The 26,486-nt window shown below is 70.9% G+C and carries 25 protein-coding genes and 1 tRNA gene; 13 read left to right on the forward strand and 13 right to left on the reverse strand.

Annotated elements, in window-relative coordinates:
• Positions 1–37 precede the first annotated feature (37 nt).
• Together AW273_RS33960 and AW273_RS33965 are read right to left on the reverse strand one after the other, a co-directional pair.
• Complete coding sequence (locus AW273_RS33960; RefSeq protein ID WP_083950262.1) at positions 38–3,682, reverse strand: LamG-like jellyroll fold domain-containing protein; 3,645 nt, start codon at positions 3,680–3,682, stop codon at positions 38–40.
• Positions 3,683–3,828: 146 nt separating this feature from the next.
• A complete protein-coding gene (locus AW273_RS33965) occupies positions 3,829–4,845 on the reverse strand; it encodes a LacI family DNA-binding transcriptional regulator (RefSeq protein WP_062357570.1) in 1,017 nt (338 codons plus the stop codon).
• Between the two features lie 302 nt (positions 4,846–5,147).
• On the opposite strand from AW273_RS33965, the gene AW273_RS33970 reads away from it, so the two are divergent.
• The 6 genes from AW273_RS33970 to AW273_RS33995 all read left to right on the forward strand — a co-directional run bounded on the left by AW273_RS33970 (position 5,148) and on the right by AW273_RS33995 (position 13,532).
• Entirely contained in the window at positions 5,148–6,422 is a 1,275-nt protein-coding gene (locus AW273_RS33970) for a sugar ABC transporter substrate-binding protein (RefSeq protein WP_232327732.1), read from the forward strand.
• A gap of 8 nt (positions 6,423–6,430) precedes the next feature.
• Positions 6,431–7,381, forward strand: coding sequence for a carbohydrate ABC transporter permease (locus tag AW273_RS33975; RefSeq protein ID WP_062357479.1), 951 nt, complete (start codon positions 6,431–6,433; stop codon positions 7,379–7,381).
• Positions 7,378–8,196, forward strand: coding sequence for a carbohydrate ABC transporter permease (locus AW273_RS33980; RefSeq protein ID WP_062357481.1), 819 nt, complete (start codon positions 7,378–7,380; stop codon positions 8,194–8,196). The genes AW273_RS33975 and AW273_RS33980 overlap by 4 nt, the downstream gene beginning before the upstream one ends.
• A 34-nt stretch (positions 8,197–8,230) precedes the next feature.
• Positions 8,231–9,949, forward strand: a complete 1,719-nt coding sequence (locus AW273_RS33985) for an amylo-alpha-1,6-glucosidase (protein WP_062357484.1) — start codon at positions 8,231–8,233, stop codon at positions 9,947–9,949.
• A 202-nt stretch (positions 9,950–10,151) separates the two neighbouring features.
• Positions 10,152–11,972 (forward strand): RICIN domain-containing protein, encoded by a 1,821-nt coding sequence (locus tag AW273_RS33990; protein WP_062357486.1) that lies wholly within the window; start codon positions 10,152–10,154, stop codon positions 11,970–11,972.
• Positions 11,973–12,473: 501 nt separating this feature from the next.
• Positions 12,474–13,532 (forward strand): TerC family protein, encoded by a 1,059-nt coding sequence (locus AW273_RS33995; RefSeq protein WP_062357489.1) that lies wholly within the window; start codon positions 12,474–12,476, stop codon positions 13,530–13,532.
• Here AW273_RS33995 and AW273_RS34000 read toward each other — a convergent pair.
• The 3 genes from AW273_RS34000 to AW273_RS34010 form a co-directional block, all read right to left on the reverse strand.
• The gene (locus tag AW273_RS34000) at positions 13,435–13,887 is read right to left on the reverse strand and encodes an ester cyclase (protein WP_062357492.1); all 453 of its coding nucleotides are present in this window, start codon (positions 13,885–13,887) and stop codon (positions 13,435–13,437) included. The two genes, AW273_RS33995 and AW273_RS34000, sit on opposite strands and share 98 nt — an antisense overlap.
• 185 nt (positions 13,888–14,072) lie before the next feature.
• On the reverse strand, positions 14,073–14,477 hold the full coding sequence (locus AW273_RS34005; protein WP_198168503.1) for a DUF3147 family protein: 405 nt from the start codon (positions 14,475–14,477) through the stop codon (positions 14,073–14,075).
• 113 nt (positions 14,478–14,590) lie between these two features.
• The gene (locus AW273_RS34010; protein WP_083950264.1) at positions 14,591–15,223 is read right to left on the reverse strand and encodes a TetR/AcrR family transcriptional regulator; all 633 of its coding nucleotides are present in this window, start codon (positions 15,221–15,223) and stop codon (positions 14,591–14,593) included.
• Between the two features lie 81 nt (positions 15,224–15,304).
• Here AW273_RS34010 and AW273_RS34015 point away from each other — a divergent pair, with 81 nt between their 5' ends.
• The 4 genes from AW273_RS34015 (at position 15,305) to AW273_RS36790 (ending at position 17,704) form a co-directional block, all read left to right on the forward strand.
• On the forward strand, positions 15,305–16,360 hold the full coding sequence (locus AW273_RS34015) for a saccharopine dehydrogenase family protein (protein WP_062357497.1): 1,056 nt from the start codon (positions 15,305–15,307) through the stop codon (positions 16,358–16,360).
• Positions 16,361–16,407: 47 nt separating this feature from the next.
• Positions 16,408–16,575, forward strand: coding sequence for a hypothetical protein (locus AW273_RS37645; protein ID WP_157556440.1), 168 nt, complete (start codon positions 16,408–16,410; stop codon positions 16,573–16,575).
• 545 nt (positions 16,576–17,120) lie between these two features.
• Positions 17,121–17,193: transfer RNA gene (locus tag AW273_RS34020), tRNA-Met, on the forward strand.
• A gap of 112 nt (positions 17,194–17,305) precedes the next feature.
• A complete protein-coding gene (locus AW273_RS36790; RefSeq protein WP_198168504.1) occupies positions 17,306–17,704 on the forward strand; it encodes a hypothetical protein in 399 nt (132 codons plus the stop codon).
• Positions 17,705–18,068: 364 nt separating this feature from the next.
• Here the strand turns inward: AW273_RS36790 and AW273_RS34025 are convergent, their stop codons facing one another.
• The 3 genes from AW273_RS34025 to AW273_RS34035 all read right to left on the reverse strand — a co-directional run bounded on the left by AW273_RS34025 (position 18,069) and on the right by AW273_RS34035 (position 20,548).
• Entirely contained in the window at positions 18,069–18,761 is a 693-nt protein-coding gene (locus AW273_RS34025; RefSeq protein ID WP_062357499.1) for a TIGR03943 family putative permease subunit, read from the reverse strand.
• The gene (locus tag AW273_RS34030) at positions 18,758–19,771 is read right to left on the reverse strand and encodes a permease (protein ID WP_232327733.1); all 1,014 of its coding nucleotides are present in this window, start codon (positions 19,769–19,771) and stop codon (positions 18,758–18,760) included. The genes AW273_RS34025 and AW273_RS34030 overlap by 4 nt, the downstream gene beginning before the upstream one ends.
• 99 nt (positions 19,772–19,870) lie before the next feature.
• Positions 19,871–20,548, reverse strand: coding sequence for an NAD(P)-dependent oxidoreductase (locus tag AW273_RS34035; protein ID WP_062357502.1), 678 nt, complete (start codon positions 20,546–20,548; stop codon positions 19,871–19,873).
• Between the two features lie 84 nt (positions 20,549–20,632).
• On the opposite strand from AW273_RS34035, the gene AW273_RS34040 reads away from it, so the two are divergent.
• A complete protein-coding gene (locus AW273_RS34040; protein ID WP_062357504.1) occupies positions 20,633–21,265 on the forward strand; it encodes a TetR/AcrR family transcriptional regulator in 633 nt (210 codons plus the stop codon).
• On the opposite strand, the gene AW273_RS36795 is transcribed toward AW273_RS34040, so the two are convergent.
• From AW273_RS36795 to AW273_RS34060, 5 genes are all read right to left on the reverse strand, one after another.
• The gene (locus AW273_RS36795) at positions 21,262–21,387 is read right to left on the reverse strand and encodes a hypothetical protein (protein ID WP_439648651.1); all 126 of its coding nucleotides are present in this window, start codon (positions 21,385–21,387) and stop codon (positions 21,262–21,264) included. The two genes, AW273_RS34040 and AW273_RS36795, sit on opposite strands and share 4 nt — an antisense overlap.
• 104 nt (positions 21,388–21,491) lie before the next feature.
• Positions 21,492–22,622, reverse strand: coding sequence for a Dyp-type peroxidase (locus tag AW273_RS34045; RefSeq protein ID WP_062357507.1), 1,131 nt, complete (start codon positions 22,620–22,622; stop codon positions 21,492–21,494).
• Positions 22,615–23,157, reverse strand: a complete 543-nt coding sequence (locus AW273_RS34050; protein ID WP_062357509.1) for a copper chaperone PCu(A)C — start codon at positions 23,155–23,157, stop codon at positions 22,615–22,617. Before AW273_RS34050 ends, AW273_RS34045 begins: the two co-directional genes overlap by 8 nt.
• Positions 23,158–23,216: 59 nt before the next feature.
• A complete protein-coding gene (locus AW273_RS34055) occupies positions 23,217–23,783 on the reverse strand; it encodes a hypothetical protein (protein ID WP_062357512.1) in 567 nt (188 codons plus the stop codon).
• 287 nt (positions 23,784–24,070) lie between these two features.
• Complete coding sequence (locus AW273_RS34060) at positions 24,071–24,727, reverse strand: TetR/AcrR family transcriptional regulator (protein WP_062357514.1); 657 nt, start codon at positions 24,725–24,727, stop codon at positions 24,071–24,073.
• A 58-nt stretch (positions 24,728–24,785) separates the two neighbouring features.
• Between AW273_RS34060 and AW273_RS34065 the strand changes: the two genes are divergently transcribed.
• Positions 24,786–25,616, forward strand: coding sequence for an SDR family NAD(P)-dependent oxidoreductase (locus AW273_RS34065; RefSeq protein ID WP_062357516.1), 831 nt, complete (start codon positions 24,786–24,788; stop codon positions 25,614–25,616).
• 270 nt (positions 25,617–25,886) lie between these two features.
• Positions 25,887–26,210, forward strand: a complete 324-nt coding sequence (locus AW273_RS38270) for a nuclear transport factor 2 family protein (protein WP_062357520.1) — start codon at positions 25,887–25,889, stop codon at positions 26,208–26,210.
• Positions 26,211–26,486 lie beyond the last annotated feature (276 nt).

The following is a 26,486-nucleotide window of genomic DNA, read 5'->3' on the forward strand; positions in this document are numbered from 1 at the left end:
CCCGGGCCTTTTCCGGCCCGGGGAACAACGGGGCCGGCTACCGGTGGACGGGCGCCAGCGTGATCTTGTCGAGGTCGGGGGCGAACCGCGATCGCAGCAGCACATCGGGGAAGGTGTCGGAGATGTAGGTGACGCCGTCGAAACTCGGCGCCTCCTCGGAGGCGAACGTGATCGTGTTGCCGCCCTTCTTGAGGATGACCGGGACCGACAGGTCCCAGAAGTTGCCGGCGTGGAAGGTGTGCGGGAACAGCACCTTCCGCGGCGCCGCGCCGTTGACCGAGATGTCGGCCCGCCGGGCCAGCGGGTCGGGGTTGTAGTGGGTCGCCGGAGACTGCTCGGGGTTGGAGTAGCGGACGGTCAGCACGTACCGGCCCGACTTGGGCGCGGCGACGGTGAAGGTGAGGGTGTTCGGGTTGCCGGGAGCGCCGCCGATGCCGGTCACCGCCTTGCCGCCGCTCGCCAGGATCCGATCGTCGGTCCGCACCGTGCCCGCCGGCTGCGCCGACTCCGCCTCGTAGGAGACGGGCGTCAGTTTGCGGACGGCCGGCTTCTCCACGGTCAGCCGGTCCAGGCGCACCTGGCCGGTGCCCGCCGTGTACGTGATCTTGTTGATGCCGCCCGACAGGAGCGCGTTGATCCTGCTCGAACCGCTGAACTCCTGAACGTCCTGGCCGTTGACGGTCAGCGTGCCGGTGCCGCCGCCGTCGAGGTCGACGCGCAGGACCGACTCGTCGTCGTCACGGGAGTAGACCCAGAACGTGGCCGAGTCGTCCTTGTCCAGGGTGGCCACGCCGGAGCCGGAGACCTTCTCCCGGGTGTAGTCGAGGACGGCGCCGGTGAGTGAGGCGTACTCGGCCTCGTAGACGGTCTGCTCCGCCGCGGGGTTGCGGAGGGTCAGGTCGATCTTGTCGAGGAGCGCGTCGCCCTTGGTGGCGCGGGTCCCGTCCAGGCTCCGGGCGGCGACGGTGATCACGTGGTCGCCCTTGGTCAGCTCGACCGTGGTGTCGGCGTGGTCCCAGACCACCCACTTGTAGCCCAGGGGCAGGTAGAGCTCCTGTTCGGCCGCGCCGTCCACCCGCAGGAAGACGTTGGTCGGGCCCTGCTCCTGGACCGCCGCGGCGGTGTTGAGGGAGTTGGCGAAGACCGACAGGTCGTACGTGCCGTCGGCCGGCACCGAGACCGCGAAGTTCAGCGCCAGGGTGGAGCCGGTGCGCAGGCCGCCGACGTCGTACGCGCCCGAGGTGTAGAACCTGCTGACGGCCGACGGCGAGCCTTCGGGGCCGTTGCGGCTGTAACCGGTGCCGGTGTGGGTGGCGTTCTCCGCCTCGTAGCTGGCCTGCCAGAGCTTGGTGGCCGCCGCGGTGGAGGTGGTGTCGCCTCCGGGGGTCAGGATGATCTGGTACGCCGACGACTCGGTGAGCCGGGGCAGCGCCGCGCCGAAGTCGAACGCGACCGTGCCGTCGACCACCTTCTGGTCGAGTTCGGCCAGGACGTCGGGCTGGGCGGAGTCGCCGATCTGCCCCGTCCACGGGATCTCGCGGACGAGCGCGTGCACGGAGTCGCCGAACAGCTCCCGGTCGAGATTCTCGAAGCGGACGTGGGAGTCGCCGGACGCCCCGCCGAACAGGACCTGGGCCTGCGCCTTCGCCGGGTCGAGGGTGGCGACGCCCTGGATGGTGTAGCTCACGTTGGGGCGCGGCGGCGTGACCTTCACGGTCTCGCCGGACATCTGGCCGTAGGCGTGCAGCAGCCACCACTGCCCGTTGCCCCGGTTGGCCTGCACGGCCGAGTCGCTGAGGTTGCCGTCGATGTTCCAGTACGCGATGTCGGCGTCCACCTTCGACTCCTCGATCGCCGAGACCCACTGGATCATCTGGCCGGGCACCGAGGTGTGGTAGTTGTACGCGTACTCGTTGATGTTGATCGGCAGTTCCCGGCCCTGGTAGGGCGTTCCGGCGAAGATGGTCTTCTCCCACGAGCGATACTTCGCCACGTTCGTCCGGATGCGCGCGGGGTCGCTGAGTTCGTGCCAGGTGATGACGTCGGGCACGGTGCCGGCGGCGAGCGTGTGCCGCAGGTAGCCCTGGACCTGGTCGTAGAGGACGCTGGTGTTGGGCCCGGCGATCCTGGCCGAGGGGAGCTTGGCCTTGATCAGCCGGTAGACCTCGTCCCAGGCCTTGAAGTAGTACTGCGGGTCGTTCAGCCAGCTGATCCGGTTATAGCTCCAGGTGCCGGTGCCGAACATGTTGCCCTCGGGCTCGTTGAACGGCACCCAGACGATGTTGTCCTGGTATTCGGGGTCGAGTTCCAGGACCTGGTCGACGTGCTTGGAGATCTTGTCCTTGAAGTCGTCCAGCCGCGCCTCGGGCGTGCTGCCGGGCCACTGGTAGGGGAAGCCCCGGTAGATGTCGGTCATGTAGATGTACACGTCGCCGTCGGTGCTCTCGGCCAGCGGCCGCACCACCTCCAGGGCGTCGGCGCCCGGGTGCTGCGGGCCGTCCTGCGCCTTGGTCGACACCGTGCGCAGCTTCATGCCCTCGATGAGGTTGCGGCTCGGGATGCCCTCGCCGTACAGGCCGTAGAGGGTGCCGGACGCGCCGCCGTGGAAGGCGCCCGTGGTCGTCGCGAGGTCGACGACGAGCTCGTTGCTGAGCGTGACGGTCACGGTCGCCTCGACGGGGACGCCCAGCGCCGAGCCCTTGACGGTGAAGCGGCCGCGGTCGGCGTAGGCGGCCGGGTCGATCGGCTCCCACGCGATCGGGACCCCGCGGCGGATGCCGTCGGAGAACCGGGCGTCGGCGGTCGCCGGCAGGCTCGGGGCGGTGCCCTTGAACGTGGTCACCTCGAAGGAGGTCTGCTCAAGCTGCGTCGGCGTGGCCAGGAAGTCTCCGGCGAGGTCGGCCACCTGGGCGGCGTTCATCGCCCCGTCGTAGACGCGGACGTCGTCCAGGGCGCCGGCCAGGAAGGGGTGGCCGCTCCAGAACGGCTTGCCGAGGAAGCCGGAGGTGGTGGTGGAGTGCATGACCGCGGCCAGGTCCAGCACCGCCGCCCGGCTCCCGATCAGGGCGCCGTTGACGTAGTAGCCGATGGTCTGGCCGTCGATGACGGTGACCACGTTCGCCCAGCGGCCGGTGGGGAGCTTGGCGGTGGCCGGCACGCCGACCTCGGCGTTGCCGTTGACGGGTTTGATGGACGACCGGGTGGTCGGGTCGCCCCCGAAGGAGGGGGTGACGAAGGTGGCGTTGTTGTTGTCGCGGCCCAGGTTGTAGATCCACTGGAAGTCGGCGCCGCCGGCCCAGTTCACCCAGGCCGAGATGGTGGTGGCGTGCAGGTTCCGGAACAGCCCGCCGGGGATGCTCACGTAGGGGGCGGTGGTGGCGCCGGTGGCGCCGCCGGGCAGCGACAACGCCCGCGATCCGTCGGGGCCGGTCGCCGTGCCGGCCGAGGCCGCGTTGACCAGCGTGCCGGTGAGGCCGGACGAGGACCGGTCGGCGACGACGCCGCCGGCCAGGTCCCCTTCGAAGTCGTAGTGCAGGACCAGGTTGGGGGTCTCGTCCGCGACACTGTGCGCGACACCGTGCGCGGGCGGGGCGGTGAGCTGGACGGCGGAGAGGGTGAGTGCGGACGCGACGACGACGCGGGGGACGGTCCGTCGTGCTCGCCGGGACAGAAAATTGATCATGCGACTTCCCAGGGCGTATCGAATCGATTCGAGCAATCGATTCGACCGGACAATAGACATACCCGCGACACATGGTCAAGAGATCGGAAACCTCGGCGTAACCGGGTTTCCCGGCGCGGCGCCCGCGACCTGGGATTCCCCGGACGTCAGCCGCGCGGTCGCGCGGGACCGGTCGTCTCGCGCAACGAGATCGGGGGCGCGACGAGCAGGTGCCGATGCGGGACCGCCGGATCGGCGATGCGCTGGATGAGCAGTTCGACCGCGTGGGCCCCCAGCTCGTCGGCCAGGATGTCGGCCGAGGTCAGCGGAGGATGCAGGTTCTCCGCCCAGCGCCGGGCGGCGACCCCGGTGAGCGAGAAGTCGCCGGGCACCGCGAGGCGGGCGTGCGCCAGCGCGCGGTACATCCCGGGCATGGCCGCCTCGTTGAGGGTGGCGATGGCGGTCAGCTCCGGATGCGCGGCCAGGAGCCGCTCGGTGCACGACCGGCCCGCCTGGGCGTCGTCGGCGCAGCAGACCTCGACGCCGTCGAGCCCCCGTTCGGCGACCGCCCGGGTGAAGCCGCGCTGGGCCCGGTGGCTCGGGCCGTATCCGGCCGCGACGAGCTCGGCGGAGCGGTTGACCAGGGCGATGTGCCGGTGGCCGAGGTCGGCGAGGTGGTGCACGCACCGGGCGATCAACGTCTCGTAGTCGATGTCCACCCAGGTCATCTCCTCGGGACGGCGGGTGTGGCCGATGCCGACGAACGGCAGGCCGGCCTGCCGCAGGCGGGTGACGCGGTCGTCCTCCAGCCGTATCTCCATGAGGACGACGCCGTCCACGCGCCTGCCGGTGACGACGCGCTCGAAGGAGCGGTCGTGCTCTCCCCCGGACGGGGAGAGCAGCACGTCGAGGTCGGCCCGCGCGGCCGCGTCGACCACGCTGGCCACGAAACCGAGCTGGACGTCGGTGAGACGCTGGCTGGCCGGCGGGATGACCAGGCCGATCGTGCGGGTCCTGCCCTCCTTGAGGGCTTTGGCCATGGCGTTGGGGCGGTAACCGAGCTCGTCGATGACCGCCTGGATGCGCCGCCGGGTCTCCTCGGCCACGGGGCGTTTGCCGCTCAGCGCGTACGACACCGTGCTCCGCGAGACACCCGACCGCTTGGCGATCTCCCCGATGTTCAACGGCACTCCCCAGCTCGCTCGCCTGTGACCTCGCCTCATAGTAGGTCGAATCGGTTCCCGATGAGGACCGGCGATGTGACGAGGACGATCGTGCGCCGGACCGCCGCGTCCGTCGGCGAGATGCGCCGGACCCATTGACGCCGGTGAGGCTCCGACATATGTTCGGTCGAACCGATTCGAGGAATCGGTTCGACACATCAGCGAAACAGGCGTGCAACGCCCGGTCAACGGAGGCCGGAACCGTGCGGACAACGAACTCACCGATACCCACACCACCTCACCCCCGAAGGGCGGCTGGATCAGTGACAGCAGTCGGATCACCCGGATGGAGCCGGCGCGCGCTCGGCACGGGCCTGGCCGTCGTGGCCGCGGGCTGCCTGGCCGCGTGTTCGGCCGCCCCCTCGGGCGAGGCCGCCGCGCCCAGTCAGCAGGCGGGTGGCGGGACGTACACCATCTGGGATCCCTATCCGCAGTACGACGGCGGCTCCGCCTGGGTGAAACTGCTGGAGACCTGTGGCACGCAGGCCGGCGTGACGGTCGAGCGCACCGGTTATGACACCAGCGACCTGACCAACAAGGCGCTGCTGGCCGCGCAGCAGGGCAACGCGCCCGACGTGATCGTCGTCGACAACCCCGTGATCTCGACCCTCGCCGAGGCCGGCGTGCTGACCACGACCGCCGAGAACAAGCTCGACACCTCGGCGATCTCGCCGAACCTGCTCGGCGCCGGGCAGAGCGGGGGCAACACCTACGGCGTCCCGATCGGCGCCAACACCCTGGCGCTGTACTACAACAAGGCCGTGCTCGACGAGGCCGGCGTGGAGATCACCTCGGTCACCGACTGGGCCTCCCTGACCGCCGCCCTGGAGCGGGTCAAGGCGGCGGGGAAGAAGGGCATCACCTTCTCGGCCATCGGCACCGAGGAGGGCAGCTTCCAGTTCCTGCCCTGGTTCTGGGGATCGGGCGCGCAGCTCACCAAGCTCGACTCGCCGGAGGGCGTGTCGGCGGTGGCGTTGTGGACCGACTGGCTGAAGAAGGGGTACGCCCCCAACTCGGTCATCAACAACACCCAGACCACGAGCTGGCAGGAGTTCGCCAGCGGTGACTACGCCTTCGCCGAGAACGGCACCTGGCAGCTCGCCAACGCCAAGGAGGCCGGCTTCGAGTACGGCATCATCCCGGTCCCCGGCAAGAACGGCGGAACCGCTCCGGCGCCCACCGGCGGCGAGTTCGTCAGCATTCCGGTGCAGCGGGACACCGCGCGCTACGCCACCTCCCAGCAGCTGGTCACCTGCCTGACCAGCACCGACAACTCCTTCACCACGGTGGGCACGTTGTCGTACATCGCGCCGACCGAGGCGGTGCAGACCCGCCAGGTCGCCGAGAACCCCGAGCTGGAGGTGTGGGTGGCGGCGGTCAAGGCGGCCAAGGGCCGCACCGGCGACGACCTCGGCACCAAGTATCCGAAGATCTCCGAGCCGATGTGGGGCGCGGTGCAGGCGGCGCTGAGCGGGGCCAAGAGCCCGGAGCAGGCGATGGCCGATGCGCAGACCGCGGCGGCGAGCGCGACCCAGTAGGCGCCGGCATGAGTCGAATCGTCCAGACGCCCGCGGCCGCCGGTCCCGTGACGACCTCACGGGACCGCCGCGGGCGGGTGGCGCCGGAGCGGTGGGCGGCCTGGGGCTTCCTGGTGCCGATCACCCTGTATCTGGCGGTGTTCCACGCCTACCCGCTCTACCGCAACGTGGAGCTGAGCCTGCGCGACTACACCGTGCGCTCGTTCGTCCAGGGTGACGCGCCGTTCACCGGGTTCGCGAACTACCTGAAGGTCTTCGGCGACGCCACCTTCTGGCCCGCCCTGTGGCACACGGCGGTGTTCACGGCGGTGTCGCTGGCCTTCCAGTTCTCCCTCGGGCTCGCGCTGGCGCTGTTCTTCGTCAACAACTTCCGGTTGTCGGCGGTTCTGCGGGCGCTCTTCCTGGTGCCCTGGCTGCTGCCGCTGATCGTGTCCGCCTCGACCTGGGCGTGGATGCTGAACAGCGACTCCGGCGTGGTCAACGCGGTCCTCGGCGTGGTCGGGCTCGGCCCGGTCAACTGGCTGACCTCCCCCGACTGGTCGCTCTGGTCGGTGATCATCGCCAACGTCTGGATCGGCGTGCCGTTCAACCTGGTGGTGCTCTACTCCGGCCTCCAGGCGATCAACCCGGCCGTGTACGAGGCCGCCGCGCTGGACGGCGCGTCGGGCTGGCAGCGGTTCTGGCGGGTGACCTTCCCCCTGCTCCGCCCGGTCTCGGCGATCACGCTGCTGCTCGGGCTGGTCTACACGCTGAAGGTGTTCGACATCATCTGGATCATGACCAAGGGCGGGCCGAGCGGCTCCTCGACCACGTTCGCCACCTGGTCCTACCGGCTGGGTTTCGGGAACCTCGTGCCCTCGTTCGGGCCGGGCGCCGCGGTCGGCAACCTGCTGATCGTGACGGCGCTGGGCTTCGGGCTCCTCTACGTCCGCGTCCAGCGACGGCGGGAGGCCGCGTGAGAACCCCGCGCCGCGTGTGGAAGACCCTGGTCGGCACGGCGCTGACCGCCGTGATGCTGTTCCCGGTCTACTGGATGGTCAACGTCTCGTTCACCCGTGACCGGGACATGCGCAAGAGCCCGCCGTCCTGGTTCCCCGCCGACCCCACCCTGGAGGGGTACCGCGCGGTCCTCGACCAGCAGCTCCCCTATCTCGGCACGAGCCTGGTGGTCGGGCTGGGGACCGTGGCCGTGACCCTGGCGGTCGCGGCGCCGGCCGCGTACTCGCTGGCCAGGCTGCGCCCGCCGGGCGGCGGGGTGCTGAGCTTCCTGCTGCTGATCGCGCAGATGGTCCCGGGGATCATCATGGCGATGGGCTTCTACGCCATGTATCTCAACCTCGGCGTGCTCAACACGCTCCCCGGGCTGATCGTGGCCGACTCGACCCTCGCGGTCCCCTTCGCGGTGCTCATCCTCACCGCGTTCATGTCCGGCGTCCCGCAGGAGCTCCTGCACGCCGCCAGGGTCGACGGGGCCGGCGCCGTACGGACCTTCTGGTCGATCGTGCTGCCGGTCAGCCGTAACGCGATCATCACCGTGTCCCTGTTCGCGTTCCTGTGGGCGTGGTCGGACTTCATCTTCGCCAGCACGCTGGCCGGCGGCGGCGACCACCAGCCGATCACCCTCGGCATCTACCGCTACATCGGCAACAACAACCAGCAGTGGAACGCGATCATGGCCACCGCGGTCGTCGCGTCGATCCCGGCCGCCGTTCTGCTCGTCATCGCACAGCGTTACGTCACCGCGGGCGTCACCGCGGGCGCCGTCAAGGACTGACCGGGCTCCCTCCCATGGAAAGGACCATCCCTTCATGACCGTCGTCGCCCCCGGCCCGGTGTTCTCCCTGCGGGAGATCCCGTTCGGTTTCCGCGGGTCCTGGTTCGGTTTCTCGCCCGTCACCGGGGAGAACGTGTACGCCGAAGACGTGCATCTGGTCTCCCACCAGACCGGGATGCATCCGGTTCTGCGGCTGGTCCCCGTCGCCGGGGCCGCCCGTGCCGAGAGCGTCGTCACCGGCACGCCGCATCAGCTCACCTGGAGCCACGACGCGGGCCGGATCGAGCTCGCCTACGAGAGCGTGGACACGGTGCGGATCCGCGGCCGGGGCCTGGGCCTGCGCCTGCTGGCCGCCGACCCGGTCCTCACCCCGTTCAGCGGCCCCTACTTCTTCGAGGACCCCCTCGACGGCGCCGCGGTCTTCACCCTCTACCAGACGGGGCGCCGCTACCGCCTCACCCTGCTGCGCGGCCGGATCGCCGAGCACCTGGGCGCGCAGGCGCTGGGCACCACCGAACGCGGCATCGTCGTCACGGGCGACGAGCAGGAGTGGGAGATCGCCGTCGAGGAGTACGAGACCGCGCGCCCCCCGTACACGAGCGGACGCGGGTTCGACGACGTGGCCGCCGGGGCGCGGCGGGACTTCGAGGCGTTCCTCGGCGCGGTCGCGCCGTGGCGGGACGAACGCACGCCCGCCGCCGAACTCGCCGTCTACGTCCTGTGGTCGGCCTCGGTGCGCGCCGCGGGCTTCGTGCCCCGTCCGGCGGTGCTGATGTCCAAACACTGGATGGGCAAGGTCTGGAGCTGGGATCACTGCTTCAACGCGATCGCCCTCGCCGAAGGCCTGCCCGCGCTGGCGTGGGACCAGTTCCGGTTGCCATTCGACCATCAGGACCCGGCCGGCGCGCTCCCCGACTCCGTCACCCACTCCGAGATCCTCTACAACTTCGTCAAGCCGCCCATCCACGGCTGGGCGCTGCGCCACCTGCCCCCGGCGCCCCCGGACGACCTGGCCGAGACCTATCGCCTGCTCGAACGATGGACCACGTTCTGGCTGGACGCACGCCGCGTGCCCGGCCGGGAACTGGCGCACTACCAGCACGGCAACGACAGCGGCTGGGACAACGCGACCACCTTCCTGCCCGAACGCCTCGTCGAGACGGCCGACCTGGCCTCGTTCCTGGTCATCCAGATGCGCACGCTGGCCCGCCTGGCGACCGTGCTGGCCCGGCCCGACGAGGCGGCCGAATGGTCGCGGAAGGCCGACCGCATGCGCGAGGCGGTGCTCGCCGAGCTCTGGCGCGAGGACCGTTTCGTCGCCCGGGGCGCACGTTCCGGCGAGGTCTGGCCGAGCGCCAGCCTGCTCGACCTCATGCCGATCGTGCTGGGCGAGGAACTCCCCCAGCGGGTCCACACGACCCTGGCGGCCAGGATCAAGACCCACCTGACGGAGTTCGGCCTGGCCACCGAACTGCCCTCCTCCCCGCACTACCAGGACGACGGCTACTGGCGCGGTCCCATCTGGGCCCCCTCCACGATCCTGATCGAGGACGGGCTGCGCCGCGCCGGCCACGCCGTCCTGGCCGACGAGATCAGCACGCGCTTCCGCGCCCTGTGCGAGAAGTCGGGGTTCGCGGAGAACTTCGACGCCCGGACCGGCGCGGGCCTCCGCGACCGCGCCTACACCTGGACGGCCAGCGCCTACCTCATCCTGTCCGCGGCCCACCTGCGCCGCACCACCCGACAGGACTGATCCCCGAATCGATTCGAGTCGGTTTCGCCGTTTGGCACGTTCTTCTTCTCCCTGCTGAGCTCGCGGATTTCACATCCAGGAAACATGTCATTGACAGCTTTCTTGACCGGTTTTACGATTCACGCGAATCGATTCGATTGCCATCGCTCATGACCCCGGGATCTTGTCGCGGCACCCCCGTCCTCCGTCCGAGGAGCCATCAATGAGCACATCCCTCCGTAGGCGTCTCGCCGTCCTGTCAGCCGTCGGCGCGCTCGCCCTGACCCCCCTCGTCACGGCCCCGGCTCCGGCTCAGGCCGCCGACGAGTCGATCACCGTCAACTTCGCCACGGCGGGCGGCAGCCCGACCTACCGGGCCTCCGGCTGGATCTACGGCATGACGGAGAACGCCTCCGGACCGGCCGACCACTTCTTCCGGGACGTGAAGTTCCGCTACATGCGCGCCGGCGGGGCGCAACTCGACGCCCCGGGCGGCTGGGTGTCGGGCAGGTACGACCGCCGGTGGAACTCCACCCGGGCCCAGTTGCTCCGCACCCGCGCCCTGGGCGGCGAGTTCATCCTCCTGGTCCACGACCTGTGGGGCGCCGACGGCTACCCGATCTCGCGTTTCCCGGGTGACAACGGCAACTGGACCGACTACGACAACTTCCTCACCCGCCTGATCGCCGACGTGCGGGCGACCGGCGCCCCCGTCCAGTGGGACCTGTGGAACGAGCCCAACATCACGCTGTTCTGGAACCGGCCCCAGTCCCAGTACTTCGAGTTGTGGCGACGCACCTACCAGCGGATCAGGGCCGAGTTCCCCGGCCACCTGATCGTGGGGCCGAGTTGCGCCTGCGTGCCCTCCACCAGCCACACCTGGTGGAACCAGTACCTCGACTACATCCGCGCCAACAACGTGATCCCCGACATCGTGAGCTGGCACTCGCTGCCGGGCGATCCGGTCGCCAACGTCGCGGCGGCCGACGCCACGCTGAACCCGCGGGGCATCCCCCACCCCCGGCCGTACCAGATCAACGAGTACGGCGCCTCCAACGAGCAGAACGCGGGCGACGGCGCCTGGTACATCGCGCGGCTGGAGCGGGCCGGCGCCGACGGCCTGCGCGCCAACTGGGCCAGCAGCGGGAACCTGCACAACGACCTGGGCAACCTGCTGGTGCGCAACTCGGCGGGCGCCCACCAGCCGAAGGGCGAATGGTGGGCCTACCGCTTCTACGGATCGCAGACGGGCCAGATCGTCTCCGTCACGCCCAGTTCGTCGTACGACGCCTTCGCCACCAAGGCGAGCGGCGGCGCGAAGATCCTCGTCGGCGGCGGCCGGACGACCGGCAACATCGCGGTCAACCTGCAACGGCTCGACACCACGAGCGGGATCGTGCAGAACAACCAGGTGCGGGTGGTCGCCCAGCGCATCCCGAACAACGGCGGCGGCGCGGTCCAGGGCCCGGTCACCGTGCAGAACTCCGTGGTCACCCTCTCGGGCAACGCCACCACGGTGAACCTGCCGAACGTCAGCGCCGACGACGCCTTCACCGTCACCGTGCTGCCCCCCTCCGACGGCGCCTTCCAGACGGTCGCCGTCGCCCAGCACTCCCAGCAGTGCCTGGACAACACCGGCGCCGGCACGTCCGACGGCAACCGGCAGCAGCAGACCCACTGTGACGGCGACGACCGGCAACTGTGGAACCTGCGCCCCGTCTCCGGGGTCGCCGACACCTACACCGTCGTCAACCAGCAGTCCGGCAAGTGCCTGGACGTCAACGGGGTCTCCACCGCCGACGGCGCCGCCGTGATCCAGTGGACCTGCGCCGCCGGATCGCTGAACCAGCAGTTCACGTTGCGGAAGGTCACCTACTCGGGCAACGACGCGCACGACTACCAGCTCGTGGCCCGGCACAGCGGCAAGTGCGTCGACGTGAGCACCGTCTCCACGGCGCCCGGCGCCCTGATCCACCAGTGGACCTGCAATCCCGTGGGTCAGAGCACCCCGCGCAACCAGACCTGGCGGTTGTGGGGCCGATGAACGCAGACGCCCCGGCCCGGCGGCGCGGAACACGCACCGCCGGGCCGGGGTGTTCCCGTCAGCGGGCGCGCGCCGAATCGACCACGGCCTCGATCTCCATGGCGGCGGGAGCTCCTGGCCTCCGCCGGTTCGGCAAATCGGGCAGGCGGCGTGGAACGGCGGCGACAACCAGCAGTGGCGGCTCAGCAGCCTGAGCCTGGACCTGTGGGCGCCGGACAACCCCGCTCTAACCGGGGCAGGTCGCGGCCAGAGGGACTTCGAGCGCATCAGGGCGCCCGACATGAAGATCCCCCGTCAGTGCGAGGACGTACTCCCCTCCACTCCGTCCCGGGCACAGACCTGGTCAAATGGCCGGAGTCACCCCGAAGCGTCCCCTAACCTGGGAGGACGGGGGGAGTACTTCCCAAGAGCCGATCCGGTCATGACGGACGTGACGCACGTCCCCGGATGGCCGCCCGCACGGGCGAAGGAGACCTCGAACAGCTCGTTCGAGGAGGTTTCATGCCCGCCGATCTCCAGACGATCGGTACCCCGGCTCTGTGGGCGATCACCGTGGCCGCACTGGCGGTGCTGCTGACCGTCGACTTCGTCCTGACCCGGCGTCCGCACGAGGTGCGGATGCGCGAGGCCGTGGGCTGGTCGGTCTTCTACCTGGCACTGCCGCTGATCTTCGGTGGGTACGTGTGGGCGGTCCACGGATCAGGCGTCGCGGTGGAGTTCTACACCGGCTACATGGTGGAGAAGTCGCTGTCGGTCGACAACCTGTTCGTGTTCATGTTGCTGCTGTCGTCGTTCGCGGTGCCGGACGTGCTGGCCCAGCGGGTCCTGCTGCTGGGCATCGTCGGGGCGCTGGCCCTGCGGGCGATCTTCATCGCGCTCGGGGCGGCCGTCCTGCAGAGCGGCACGTGGGCGTTCCTGCTGTTCGGCGCGGTCCTGATCGCCGCCGCCGGGAAGATCGTCAAGGACGCGGCACGCGGGCACGGGCACGAGGTCGACATCTCGTCCATGCGCACCGTCCGCCTGCTGCGGCGCCTGATGCCCATCACCGACGACTACCGGGGCTCCCGCCTGGTCGTGCGCGAGGGCGGCCGGCGCGCGCTGACCCCGCTGGCGCTGGCCGTGGTGGCCGTCTTCGCCACCGACATCGTCTTCGCCGTCGACTCGGTGCCCGCCGTGTACGGCGTCACCCAGGACCCGTTCCTCGTCTTCGCCACCAACGCCTTCGCCCTGCTGGGCCTGCGCGCGCTCTACTTCGTGCTCATGGACGTCCTGACGAGGCTCCGGCACCTCAACCACGGCCTCGGCGTGATCCTGGCGTTCATCGGGGTCAAACTGATCCTGCACTGGGCCCACGGCGTCTGGGCGTGGGTGCCGGAGATCCCCACACTGCTCTCGCTGGGGGTCATCGTGGCGATCCTGGCCACGGTCACGGCCACCAGCGTGCTGGCCAACCGCCGGGCCCCTACGACCGCGCCCGGCCGACCACCCGCGGCAGCTCCGTCAGGCCGAAGCCGAGCTGACTGTACAGCTCAAGCTGATCGTAGTAATCCCGATGCGTGACGACCAGGTCGTCGACCACGTAGGTCATGCACGCCGCCCGGACGGTGACGTGACGGCCGGTCGCCTCGATCTCCCGCCCGTCGGGCAACAGCAACGGCCCCAGATGGGTTCCGGTGAACACCCACTCCCTGACCATGGGATCGTCACCGGGCACCTCCAGCCACGCCGTCTGGCGATAGTCGGGAAAGGCGCCGAAGGCCTGCTCGTAGAACCAGGAGATCTGGTCACGGCCCTCCGCCATGCCCGACGGGGCGACGAGAACGGCGTCGGGACTGTAGATCGCGAGCAGCCGGGGCAGATCGTGGGCGTTGATCGCGTCGGTCAACCGGCGTCTGATCTCCCAAGGATCGGACATGACGAGAACCCTCCTCAGTGCGGGAGGAGACGTCCGCCTCACCGAGGCCGTGGATCGGGATGACATCGAGTCGGCCGAAGCCTCATCCCCTGCCTTCTTGAGGTTACCCAGCAGGGAGTCAGCCGCCGTTCCCGATTGTGTTGTGCGCGCACCCGGGAAGGTGCCGCAACCTCATGCCGACGCCATCAAGACAAAGGCGTGGACGCGGCCTTGCGTCCGAAGACCGGATACAGGATGTCGGCCATCACGGCCCACACCACCGTGGCGATCACCAGCGCCAGCCAGGCGGGCACCGTCACCGCCAGGCCCCAGACGCATCCGGCGAACCCGATCAGACCGGCCGCTCCGAGCGCCGCGCCCTTGACGTCCGGACGACCCCGCCGTTCCCTGGCCTCGACCAGGGCCAGCGCGGCGGCCACGACGGCGGGGACGGCCAGGAAGATCCCGCCCACCACGGGACCCCACCGGTCGGCGATCAGACCGGCGACCACGAAGATCAACGCACCGACGGCGAACCGGACGGCGAGTCCGCGCACCGACAGGGAGCGCAGCCGCGACGGGTGCAGGCGGATGCCCTCCTCCCGGCTCATGAGACCACCGCCGTCCATGCGGCGAGGCGGTACGCGACGAGGTGCCTGATCCCGTCCATGGGCGTCCTCCGGTGTCGGGGCCGGATGAAGGTCACTGCCCGCCGATGACGATCTCACGCCATCCGCGGGAGACGAACCTCGGCGGCGTCGGCGGGGGGCGTCGAGCCGTTCCCCGGCGCCTTGGCCGTCAGCCGCCTCAGCGCCGTCAGGGTCTGGTCGATCACGGCCGGGAGGTCGGGGTCGCCGTGCTGGTCGAGCCAGCGGGTCACCGCTACCCGGAAGGTGGTCACCGCGAGCTCGGCCGCCAGCCGGGCGGTCAGGTCGTCGGCGCCGCGGTCGCGGAAGCCCCGCTGCAGGGCCTCCGACATCAGCGCCCATTTGCGCAGCTCACGCTCGTGCAGGGCGGGTTCGGCGTCGATCGCGGCCCGCCGGCGGAGCAGGTAGTCGAGGCTGCGGCCCGCGAAGAGCTCGACCGTGGCGGGGGCCAGGCGTTCGGCGATCACTTCCATCGGGCCGAGCGACGGCGGGGCGCCGGCCATGAGGCGGGCCACCTGGTCGGGCACCGACTCCTCGCCGGCGAACAGGACCTCGCGTTTGTCGGCGAAGTGGCGGAAGAACGTGCGGGTGGTGAGCCCGGCGCGGGCCGTGATCTGCGGCACGGTGGTCTCGGTGAAGCCCTGCTCCAGGAAGAGATCGAGCGCGGCCTGTTCGAGACGTTCCCGCGCACCCGGCTGCCATCGGCCCATGCCGCAGATCCTACTGATGACATGTCGTGTCATGCCATGCGATAGTCATGACACGACGTGTCATTACTTGCGGAGGCGAACATGGCGGGTGAGGTCTGGGTGCTCGGCGCGACTGGGCGGGTCGGCCGGGAGGCGGTCGGGCTGCTGCGGCGGGCCGGGGTCGAGGTGGTGGCGGCGGGCCGCGATCGGGAGCGGCTCACACGGGTCGATCCGGACGTCCGGGCGGTGGCCGGATCGCTCGACGAGGTCTGCGCGCGGCTGGCGGCCGAGGCGCCGGCCGTCGTCATCAACACGGTGGGGCCGTTCGCGGTCACGGCGCCGCGGGTCGTCGCGGCCTGTCCCCCGGGCACCCACTACGTCGACGTCGCCAACGAGCTGAGCGCGTTCGAGCTGCTCGACGCCATGGACGCGGAGGCGGCGGCGACCGGGCGCGTGCTGGTGTCCGGAGCGGGCTTCGGCGTGCTCGCGACCGAGAGCATCCTGCTGCGGCTGCTGGCGGGCGAGGAGACGCCGTCGCGGGTGAGAATCGACGCCGTCGCGTCGGTCGCGGTCGAGGCCGGCGCCCTCGGCGAGGCGCTGGCCGCCACCATCGTGCACACGATGCGCGACGGCGGCCGGGAGGTGCGGCGGGGCCGGTTGACGCGCACCCGGGCCGGGCGGGCCGCCGAGCGGCTGACCACGCCCGAAGGGGACGTGGTCACCACCGCCTCTCTGGGCAGCGGCGAGCTCTTCGCGGCCTGGCGGGGCAGCGGCGCCCCGTCGGTGATCGGCGCCTCCGCGCTCGTCCCGGCCAATCGCGCCGTGCGGGCGGCTCTGCCCGTGATCGGCGGCGTGTTGCGGCTGCCCGGCGTGGCCGGGTTCGCCGTCCGGCGGCTCGCCCGCGTCACGACGACCACGGCCAGGGAGCGTCCGCGCCCGTCCTCGTGGGCGCGGGCCCGCGTCGAGTGGCCGTCCGGCCGGGTGCGTGAGGGCTGGTTGCGGACCGGCGAGGCGATGACGTTCACGGTCGCGGCCGTGACCGAGGTGGCCCTGCGCCTGGCCAAGGGGGAAGGGCGGCCCGGCGCGTCCACCCCGGCCAGGCTCCTCGGGCCCGAGGTGGCACTGGCGGCGGGCGGCGAGTTCATGGTCACGCGCTGACGTGGGGAACTTCCGACCGTCGACGCGGGCCTGAAGCCCGGGCCGCCATGGCCGCGCTGCGCGACTACCTGGGCACCCGGCCCGGCGCCACGGAGCTGCTGACCAGCGTGCATCCGGGTGAGGTCGGCTCCCCGACGGGCTTCTACCTGCGGCTGGGCTTCCAGGACACCGGGACCGACCACGAGGGTGAACGGGTTCTCCGGCTGCCGCTCTGACCACGCGCACCCGTCCGGTGAGACCGGCCGAGGCGAAGACCGCAGGATCGGACGGCCGCGTGTTGGCGAGAGTCGGCTTCGGCACGGGGATCTCCACGCCGGGTGCGGAGCTCCGCCCGTTCCGCCAGGTCGTCGAACGGCGGGGCTCGACGCCCGGGTCGCCGATCGCCGGGAGCGGCTCATCAGCGCCGCCTACGGCCTGTTCGCCGGCCAGGTCGTCGAACAGCGGGGGTCGACGCGTTGCCCGCCGCCCGGCGACTCGCCTGTCGGCGTTCTCGTCGTCTCCCTGGGAAGCGGGGATCCGCCGGACGCGCCGGCGCAGGCCCCTCGATCACGGTCCGCCGGGCGTGTGCTCGCCGCGGAAAACCTTTCGCGTCCGGTCGGGGCGATCTTGCATACTCGTGGTCACACGGCCGGACGGAGAACAGGAGGGGGCGCCATGCGACGCCGAATGCCCTCGCGTCGTGAGGCTCACGTGTGACGCCGGTCGCGTCGATCGCGTGAGCCGTCTCGGACCGGTCGGGTCCGGGGCGGCTTTCTTTTCCGGCGGGTGAGGGCGCTGGTGTGCTCGACGGTTTCATACGCCGTTCCGGGTGGGTTCGATTCCCACACCCGCCACCGACGGACGACGCCTTCGCGGGGGTCGCGAGAACCGGCCGGCCTGGCCCTCCCAGGCGGCCACCCCGGTGACCAACGGCGTCTACACCCTCGCCAACGCCTCCAGCGGCAAATGCCTCAACTCAACCGGCACGGCGCCCATCACGTCTGGATCGACCACAACCACATCACCCGGATGAACGACGGCCTGATCGACACCACTTACCTGACCGTGTCGTGGAACATCATCGCGGAGGGTCGTAAGGCCTCCGGCATCGGCTGGACCCCCAACGCCTCCCGCAATCCGTCGACCGACAACGTGGCGCACGCGCACCTGTACAACAACTATCTGCAGAACATCACCGGGTACGGCAACTACGCGCGCGGCGCCACCAAGATGGTGATCGAGAACTGCTACACGACGACGCGGCGCAGCTCCGGCAGACGGGCAGCATCTGCTCCTCCTGCACGGGCCAGAGGGAGACGGGCGGCTCCGCCTTCACGCCGAGCTCGTTCTACTCCTACACCCTGAACAGCGCGAGTGACGTGCCGAACCTGGTCCGCACGTACGCGGGGCCGCAGGCGAACATCGGCCTGTGACGCGGCGGGGGAACGTCGCGCCGCCTTCGGGGCCGGGAGATCGGCCGCCGAGACCGGGACGCCGTGAAAGGACCCGGGCATGCCCTGCCGGCGCGACGGGCGAGCCCCTGGCGGGCGGCGGGGCCTGAACCCGGCCGCCCTGCCAGGGGATTCGTCTGCGCGGACGTCGTCTATGGGGGCGTGTCGAGGTCCTGCTCGGCCACTCCCCCAGCGGGCCGCGGCCAGCTCCGAACCCTGCTCGGAGCGCTGGACCGGGGGGCCGCACGGCCCTTTCCGGCTGGAGTCGCTGCGGGGAGCTACTCGTAGGGTTCGACCGGCTGCGGGATCGGGGTGATCGAGGCAGCGGTCAGTTCGGGGGCGACGGTCCCGGGTTCGAGCCGCCCGGACGGGGGCCGCCGCCACGTGCCGACCACCTCCACCCAGGTGTTCTCCGGCGGCATGTCGGCGTCCAGCACGGCCACTTTCAGGGCGACGCCGTCGGCGGCGCAGCAGGCGATCTGGATCCGGGCCAGATACCAGCGGTCCTTCTTCTTCTCCGACGGCACGGCGAACCCGGTCAGCCTGACCTGCTGCCCCACCAGCGAATCGGCCGACTCGCCCCAGGCCCGGCCGACGAACTCGCCGATGGTCATCTCATGGACCGTCCCGGCCGGGAGGGCGTCGTAGGCCGCCGCCACCGGCTTCGCCTGGGCCTCCTCCGACTTCGCCGAGAACGCGCCGAGCGCGGGCGGGGCGATCAGGAAGATGGCGAAGACGGGAAGCGTCAGCAGCCAGGCCACTCCGGGCGTGTGCGAGTCGTCCCGGTCGGACCCGCGCCACTCCTGGACGAGCCCGATCACGCCCAGCGCGAGGACCACCACACCCGCCGCGATCAGGAAGGGCCGGAACCCCGGCTTGACGTAGTTCAGATAGGTGGTGGACACGGTGGTGATCCGCAGCACCGCGCCGCCGAGCAGGACGAGGATCATGCTCTGGGTCAGCCGGTTCACAGCAGGACCTCCCCGGCCGCCATGCTGACGGCCACCGCGAGGACGAAGGTGAGCGGGATGAAGCGGGCGGCGAACCGCCGCCCGAAGGTGCCCGTCTGGAGGGCGATCAGCTTCAGGTCCACCATCGGCCCCACCACCAGGAACGCGAGCTTGGCCGTGGGCGAGAAGGCCGTCAGCGAGGCCGCCACGAACGCGTCGGCCTCGGAGCAGATCGAGAGGATCACCGCGAGCAGCGCCAGGACCAGCACCGACACCACCGGGATCCCGGCGACCGACTCCAGCCACGCGCGGGGCACCACCACGTTCATCGTCGCCGCGGTCGCGCCGCCGACGACGAGGAATCCGCCGGCGTGCAGGAAGTCGTGGCGCATGGCCTCGACGAACGACCGCCACTTCGGCCCGTGGCCGACCGGCCGCGAGGGGATGCGCAACCAGCCGGCGCGGCCGAACCGCAACCACACCCACCCGGCCACGACCGCGACGGTGAGCGAGGCCCCGAACCGGGCCACCGCCATCATCGGCTCGCCGGGGAAGGCCACCACGGTGGCGACGATGACCACCGGGTTGATCGCCGGTGAGGCCAGCAGGAACGCCAGCGCGGCGGCGGGCGTCACGCCCCGCGCCATCAGCCCGGACGCGACCGGCACCGACGCGCACTCACACCCGGGGAGCACCGCCCCGGCCGCCCCCGCCACCGGCACCGCGAGGAAGGGCCGCCTCGGCAGCGCCCGGGTCCAGAACGAGGCGGGCACGAACGCGGTGATCGCCGCCGACAGCAGCACCCCGAAGGCCAGGAAGGGCAGCGCCTGGACGCAGATCGCCACGAAGATCGTCGCCCAGGCCTGCAACGCCGGGGCCGTCAGGTAGGGCGCGAACACCAGCCGTCCGAGCAGCAGCAGGCCGACGACCACGACGAAGATCCACGGACTGACGGCGCCCAACGGCTGCCGCCGTCCCCACTCGGGCGGCGGCACCTCCTCGGAGACCTCGACCCCGACCCGTTCAGACATGCGCCGACGCTCCCGCACTTCAATGAAAGTGGTGATGATAACCATGTGTCGGCGCTGATTGTAGGGACAGAAGCGGCGAGCCGCCTAGACCCGATCTCCTCAGTGCGCCCGCGCGCTGGGGGCGAGCCGGCCGACGATCGCCGGGGCCTCGTGGACGAGCGCGTCGTCGTCGAGCGCCTCGACCATGAACAGCGCGAAGTCGATGCGCCGGGTCAGGTTGCTGGCCAGGATCGGGTCGCCGACGTGGCGGCTCCACACGGGCAGGCCCTGGCTCTCGCCCTCCTCCAGGTCGCTGCCGCGCACCACCGTCCACCGCCGGTCGCTGGCGAAGATGCGGCGGCACGCCTCCACCTGGTCGTCGACCTCGACGGCGCGCAGGAGCCGGCCGACGACGGTCGCGAGCCGCAGGACCGCCCGGAACCACCACGAGTAGCGGTCCCGGCCGTCCTTGGTGATGTGCCAGCCGCACGAGAAGACCAGCCGCGCGCCGGGTTCGGCGTGGTCGAGCACCGCCTGGGCCGTGCCGGACGAATACTGCCTGACCCCCCACGGCACCAGCACGGTCAGCACGCCGTCGCACCCGGCGACCGCCTTCCCGATCACCTCGCGGTCGTTCGTCGGGCCGGGGACGATCGTGATGCGGTCGGCGTACGCGGCGAGCTTCGGCACGCTGCGTTCCCGGCACACGCCGACGACCTCGTGTCCCCGGTCGAGCAGGTGCCCGACCATGTACCTGCCCAGCTTGCCCGACGCGCCGACGACGCAGACCTTGCCCATGACCTCTCCCCGCTCTACAGACTTACGGTGTAAGTAACGTACGCTTACGCTGTAAGTCCGTCAATGGCAGGAGGGAACCGCCCGATGATCCGGCGTGCGCGAGCCGACCGCGAGCCGCTCAGCCGGGAGCGCGTGATCGCCGCCGCGACGGCGCTGGCCGACGAGAAGGGCGAGGCGGGCGTCACCATGCGGGCCGTCGCCGCCGTCCTCGGTGTCGAGGCGATGTCGCTCTACAACCACGTCGGCGGGCGCGACGACATCCTCGACGGCATGATCGACCTGGTCTTCGCCGAGATCGACCTGCCCGGTCAGGACGCCGACTGGAGGCGGGCGATGCGCGACCGCGCCCGGTCGGCCCGCGCGGCGCTGCTGCGGCACCCCTGGGCGGTCGGGCTGATGGACTCCCGCAAGAGCCCCGGCCCGGCGACCCTGCGCCACCACGACGCGGTGCTCGGCAGCCTGCGGGCGGGCGGGTTCTCCGTGGCCGGGGCGGCCCGCGCCTTCCTCGTGATCGACAGCTACCTCTACGGGTTCGTGCTGCAGGAGCTGACCATGCCGGTCGGCGAGGCCGAGGAGGCGGCGGGCGAGCTGCCGCTCGGCGACCACCCCCACCTCGCGGAGACCTTCGCCCAGATGGGGGCGGGCTACGACCCCGGCGCCGAGTTCGAGCCCTGCCTCGACCTGATCCTCGGCGCGTTGCGCCCCGATTCGTTCTAGGCCGCCGTCCACGACGAGACGAGCTGGGTGCGGGCGCGGGCCACCCGGGAGCGCACGGTGCCGATCGGGCGCGCGGCCTCCGCATAGGGCACCCCGATGACCTGGGTCAGCACGCGCGCCATGATCGGGTCCCCGAAGCGCACGGCCACCACCGGCCGGACGATCGCCGGCCGGTGGTACCGCGTACGGAGGGATTCGGTACGGAGAGGTCAGCCCAGGAGGCGTGTCATGACAGGACCTCCTGGCCGATCCAGCCCTTCTCGTCGCAGCCGGGCGGGATGACGAACACCGCCGACCCGATCGGGGTGATCCACTCGTTGAGCAGGTCGGCCTCGGCGAGCTGCCGCTGGATCGGCACGAACTGGCGCTCGATGTCGGCCTGGTAGGAGGCGAAGATCAGGCCCGAGTCGGCGTGGCCCCGCGCGGTGACGTCCTCGTCGTAGTTGTACGGGCGCCGCAGGATGCGGAGCCTCGGGTCGCCCACGTGGGCGCGGCGGATGTGGGCGTACTCGGAGATGACCGGGAAACCGTGGGCGCCCTTGGCGGCGAAGTCGGGCGGGTCCTGCTCCCGGGTGCCGGTCAGGGGCGCGCCGGTCGACAGGCGGCGGCCGATGGTGAACTCCTTGGCCACGACGTCGGCGGCGTCCCAGGTCTCCAGTTCGGCCCTGATCCTGCGGACGACGAGCTGGGTCGTGTCGTCGGGCCGCCAGACGGCGAGGTCGAAGTCGGGGGTGCCGGGCTTCGGGTTGGCGGTGCCGTCCATCTGGCCCATGACGTTGCGCTGGGTCTGGCCGCCCGGCTGGGTGCCGGCGGCGCGGCGGAATCCGCGCTGGGTCCAGCGGACCGTCGCGAACGAACGGGCGTCCTTGACGATCATCCGGAGGGCGTGGCTGACGGTCAGCGGGTCGTCGGCGCAGATCTGGACCAGGAGGTCGCCGCCGCTCCACCTCTTCTCCAGCTTGTCGACGGAGAACTTGGGAAGGGGCTCGATCGGGGACGTCAGGTTCGCATGGGCGTACAGGCCCGGACCGAAACCGAACGTCACGGTCAGGCGCGCGGCCGGGGTCGCGAGTTCGGGCTCGGTGTCGGCGAGCGCCGGGCGGCCCTGGGTGAGCCGCCTGGCGTCGTCGGTGAGCAGCCGCATCATGCGCGCCAGGGCGTCGCGGTCGGTGTCGCGGCGCAGGTCGAAGGCGACGAAGACGGCGTGGGCCTGCGGCTCGGTGGCGACGCCGGCCTGCCTGGGTCCGTGGAAGGGGACGACGGTCTCCCCGGCGCGGGCCGACGCGGCAGGGGTGAGCGCGGCCACCCCTGCCACGACGCCGCCGGCGAGCAGTCCCCGGCGGGTCAGGTCAGCCATTGTGCGAGCCGGGCTGGTAGTCCTCCTTGGCGCCGGCGAAGTCCTTGCCGATCGCGGTGAACTCGAAGGTCCCGCCGTCGGCGAGGGTGAGCGTGAACGGGATCTCGGCGCCGGGCTCGACGGCCTGCTCGGCGTCCATGATCATGATGTGGTCGCCGCCGGGGGCCAGCTCGTGGCTGCCGCCCGCCGGGACGACGAACCCGCCCTGCTTGGGCCGCATGACCATCTTGCCGTCCTTGTCGACGACCTCGTGGAGCTCGATCATCGGCGACAGCGGGCTGGTGCCGGAGACGACGGTGATGTCGGCGCCGGAGTTGTTGACCAGGGTGCCGAACGCGGCGGTCATGCCCTCCTTGGCGGTCTTCACCCACGGGTCGGTGATCGACAGGGCGGCGGCCGCGGGAGCGGCGGGTGTGGTCTCGGCCGGGGCCGAGGCGACCGGCGCGGCGGCGGTCGGCGTGCCGGACGAGCCGCAGGAGACCAAGGCGGCGGCGGTGGCGAGGGCGAGCAGGGACGACGCGATGCGCGAAGACATGGTGAGAAGAACCCTTCGGGGAAGACGGCAACGTCAGAGAGCCGCGCTGAACTTCGTGTTCAGGCGGCGAGGAGGCTGACGGTGCCGGGAGGCCCCCGGCGGCTGATCTCGTGTCGGAGGGACGCCGACGCCGGGATGACGACCCGGTCGGCGGGCACGGCCACCTGCGGATGGGCGGGCTCGACCGCCACGCGCAGCAACAGCAGGAGGCGGACTTCGAGCCGGCGCAGCAGCGCCCACAGGAGCGCCTCGCCGCGCGCCAGCCACAGGGCCGTGAGCCCGGCCGCCCACGCGTGGGTGAGCAGCATGCTCAGGCTGGGCAGCAGCGTGGTCGCGTGGTGGTGCCCGGCCGTCATCGGCTCGACGGTGTGGGCGTAGGAGAACAGCAGGTGCAGCACGGCCTGGCAGCCCGCCAGCGCCGGGAAGATCACCCGGGCCGACCGTTCGCGCCCCGCCAGGGCGACCCCGACGAGGAACGAGAGGGTCAGCGCCACCAGCACCGCCGTCGCGGTGGTCGACCCGCCCGCCCAGGCGTGCGCGCCCACGCTCAGCACGACCGAGACCGTCGCGAAGACGGCGGCCCGGACGACGCGGAAGGGCGTCGATGCTGAGGTGGCGCTAGTCATGGCGCGGTCATCATTGCACGGCGTACGGCCGTCTCCCAATACGCCCCGGTCCGGCGAGTGCGGAAAGAACGGCACGACCGCCGGGAACCAAACCGGGGCCGGCCACGACTCCTCTGTCGGAGCCCTGCCTTCGCCGGCGTCGAGGAGACGTCGATCGAGGTGCGGCGGGTCACCGCGTTCGAGGACATCGAGCCGGACCTGACCACGTAGCGCAGCGGCGCATCAGGGCGGCGCCGCGCGTCCAGAGCGACGAGGTCGTGCGGCTGCTCTGAGGAACACCGCGTGCTCTATCGGGCCAGGCGGTCCAGCAGTTCGCCGAGCAGCGCGCGTTCGCCGGGGGTGAGGTCGCCCGGGTCGTCGCCGACCAGCGCACGCAACGTCAGCGCGGCGCTCGCACGGGTCGCGGGGGCGTCGGCGGAGGGCGTGTGCAGGACTCCGGCCAGCGCGGCCTCGCGGACGCGTCCGGACAGCCCGAAGTCCGGCTCCGGCTGGCTGATCAAGGTGAGCGTGATGCCGACGTTGGCGGCGAGCACCTGTTCGGCGGCGTCGTCCGCCGGCACCTTGAGCAGGCCCTGGGCGGCGGCGGCGGTCAGCCGCTCGCGCAACGCGGCGTGCGCGGGAGCGGTGACGGCGCAGGGCTTTCCCGGCTCGGCGCGGCCGTAAAGCAGCCCGTAGAACGACGGGTGCTCCAGCCCGAACCGCACGTGCCTGTCCCAGCCCTCGCGCAGGTCCTCCAGCGGGTCGCCAGAGCTCTCGACCGCCGTGTACTGGGTGAAGCCGTGGTTCACCACGGCGTCGATCAGGCCCTGCTTGCTGCCGAAGTGGTGGTACAGCGTCGGGGCCTGCACCCCGGCGCGTTCGCACACCGCCCTCGTGGACACCGTGCCGCCGCCCTCCAGCAACTCCGCCGCGGCGAGCAGGAGTCGATCCCGTGCATTCTGCATGCTTGCTATAGTAGCTCATGTAGCGCTACATTGCCCGCTATAGCGAGAGGAGAAGTCCATGAGGACTTGGTTCATCACCGGCGGGACGCCCGGAGGGTTCGGCCTGGTCTATGCCGAGGCCGCACTGAAACAGGGCGATCAGGTGGCAGTGACCGCGCGTCGGCCCTCTGAACTGCAGGAATGGGCTGAACCGCACGGCGACCGTGTGCTGGTTCTCCAGCTCGATGTCACCGATGCCGAGCAGGTGCGCGCGGCGGTCAAGACGGCCGAGGAGCGGTTCGGCGGAATCGACGTACTCGTCAACAACGCGGGCCGTGGCTGGTTCGGCTCGGTCGAGGGCGCCCCTGACGAGACGATCCGCCGCACGTTCGACCTCAACCTGTTCGCCGTGGTCGAGGTGATACGCGCGGTCCTGCCGGGTATGCGGGCACGCGGCGACGGCTGGATCGTGAACATGTCGTCGGTGGCGGGCCTCGTCGGCGCACAGGGGTTCGGCTACTACTCGGCGGCGAAGTTCGCGCTCGAAGGACTGTCGGAGACACTGCGCCAGGAAGTGGAGCCGTTCGGTGTGCGCGTGCTCGTCGTAGAGCCGGGAGCGTTCCGCACCAAGGCTTACGCCGGCTTCCAGGACGAACCCGTCAACGAAACCGTCGACGCCTACGTGCCGATGGTCGAGGGCGTCAAAGCGGCGTTCGTGGCACACGACGGCAAGCAGGAGGGTGACCCCGTACGCGGAGTGCAGGCCGTGATCAGCGCGATGAACGCACCCGTTCCGCCGCAGCGGATCGTGCTCGGCAACTCCGGCTACGACGTCGTCGTCGCGATGCACGAGAACGCACTCGCGGAACTGCGCGCGAACGAAGAGCTCTCACGCGGCGCGGACTTCTAAGCCCGTCGCCGGAAGTCGTGTCTCCAACTCGCGGGAGCCGACCTTGCCGCGAACGCGAGGAGCCTCGCCGGAGTGGATCGAGTCACCACACGCAACCGACCCGGCGAAGCCTTCATCAGTATGCGCCCCGCGCATGTCCATGCCGACTTGACCCCTGCTCGGCACCTCGGGCTGGTCACCGCGGCGCATCGTCATCGTGCCCCTGAGGTGCTGCGGGGACATGCCAGGACGCGCCCGCGTCCTGGCACCCGAGAAGACCGGAGAGCAGAAATGAACGACCTCACCCTTCCCGATGCTGTCGCGAACTTCATCGCGGCCACCAACGCGCACGACGCGAACGCGCTGGCCGCGGTCTTCGGCGACGAGGCCACCGTGCGCGATGACGGGACGACCTACAGCGGCGAGGCCGAGATCCGCGAGTGGATCCAGGGGCACCTGATCAACCCCAAGATCGTGATCACGCCGACCTCGTTCGCGGGCGACCGTCTGGTGGCCTCCGGGGACGGCGAGTTCCCCGGCGGGCCTCTGTCCTTCGCGTTCGTGTTCGGCATCAAGGACGACCAGGTCACCGACCTCGCGATCGACCCCGTCTGAAGGCTGCCCCGGTCATGAACAGGGACCGGGCATGGATCAAAACGACGAGCGCCCGTGATGCGACGAGGCGAGCTGACCGACAAGGCCCGGCAACGGATCGAGCCCCTGCTGCCCGCGACGGACGGCAGGGACGGCCCTGGCGTGATCACCACGAGGTCATCAACGGGATCTCGTGGCGGTTGCGGCGTCTGGAAGAGGCCGAGCGGGAGACCCAGGCGGTGCTGGAAATCCGCACCCGCGTGCTGGGAGCCCGGCCCGCGTTGACGGTCCCAGCGC

This window comes from Herbidospora yilanensis (genome assembly GCF_001570565.1).
Lineage (GTDB): Bacteria > Actinomycetota > Actinomycetes > Streptosporangiales > Streptosporangiaceae > Herbidospora > Herbidospora yilanensis.